Source organism: Geodermatophilus sp. SYSU D00965, assembly GCF_054050075.1.
In genome coordinates, this window is sequence record NZ_JBJGYQ010000055.1 from 1 (window position 1) to 1,061 (window position 1,061).

The 1,061-nt window shown below is 63.7% G+C and carries 2 rRNA genes; both read left to right on the forward strand.

The annotated features are described in order from the left end of the window. Nucleotides 1-220: ribosomal RNA gene (locus ACI789_RS24520) — 16S ribosomal RNA — on the forward strand; the annotation flags it as partial. Between the two features lie 447 nt (nt 221-667). Further along, nucleotides 668-1,061: ribosomal RNA gene (locus ACI789_RS24525) — 23S ribosomal RNA — on the forward strand; the annotation flags it as partial.

A 1,061-nucleotide genomic window follows, 5' to 3' on the forward strand; every position in this document is an offset into this window, starting at 1 on the left:
CCATGAAGTTGGAGTCGCTAGTAATCGCAGATCAGCAACGCTGCGGTGAATACGTTCCCGGGCCTTGTACACACCGCCCGTCACGTCACGAAAGTCGGTAACGCCCGAAGCCGGTGGCCCAACCCCTCGTGGGAGGGAGCCGTCGAAGGCGGGATCGGCGATTGGGACGAAGTCGTAACAAGGTAGCCGTACCGGAAGGTGCGGCTGGATCACCTCCTTTCTAAGGAGCACTGGCCGCCAGGGGGTTCTCTGGTGGTGCAGAGCCGCGCCCGGACCGTGAACGGTCGCCCAGTTCCGGGTGGCCGCGGGTGTTCGGGGTGGTGCTCGAGGGTGGAACGCTGACCAGTTCGGCCGGCAGCCGTGGTGCTGCTCCTAGTACGGCCTCCTGCGGGGGGTGGGGAACGGAGTGGTGGGCGGGGTCGGTCGTAGGCACGCTGTTGGGTCCTGAGGGAGCGGACCCCCGGCAGCGCCCCGGCGCGGGCGTGGGGGGGCCGGTTGCTCGATCGGGGCCTTCCCGGTTCTCGTACCACCCGCGCGTGCGTGGGGTTTGGCGGGGCGGTGGTGGGGGGTGTCGCCGGTGGGACGTTGAGAACTGCACAGTGGACGCGAGCATCTTCTTTTGTTTGTGTAGGCGCGATCCGGTGGCAAGTGGATCGTGTAGTTGTGTGGCCAAGTTGTTAAGGGCACACGGTGGATGCCTGGGCACCAGGAGCCGATGAAGGACGTAGGAGGCTGCGATAAGCCTCGGGGAGCTGCCAACCGAGCGTTGATCCGAGGATGTCCGAATGGGGAAACCCCGCACCAGTCATGTGGTGTGACCCGCGCCTGAACACATAGGGCGTGTGGAGGGAACGTGGGGAAGTGAAACATCTCAGTACCCACAGGAAGAGAAAACAACCGTGATTCCGTGAGTAGTGGCGAGCGAAAGCGGATTAGGCTAAACCGTTTCCATGTGATACCCGGCAGGGGTTGTGGGGACGGGGTCGTGGGACAGTTCTGCACGTTCTGCCGGACGTGCGGGGAGTGATAAAGATCTGTCGTTAGTGGAAGGCCTCTGGAAG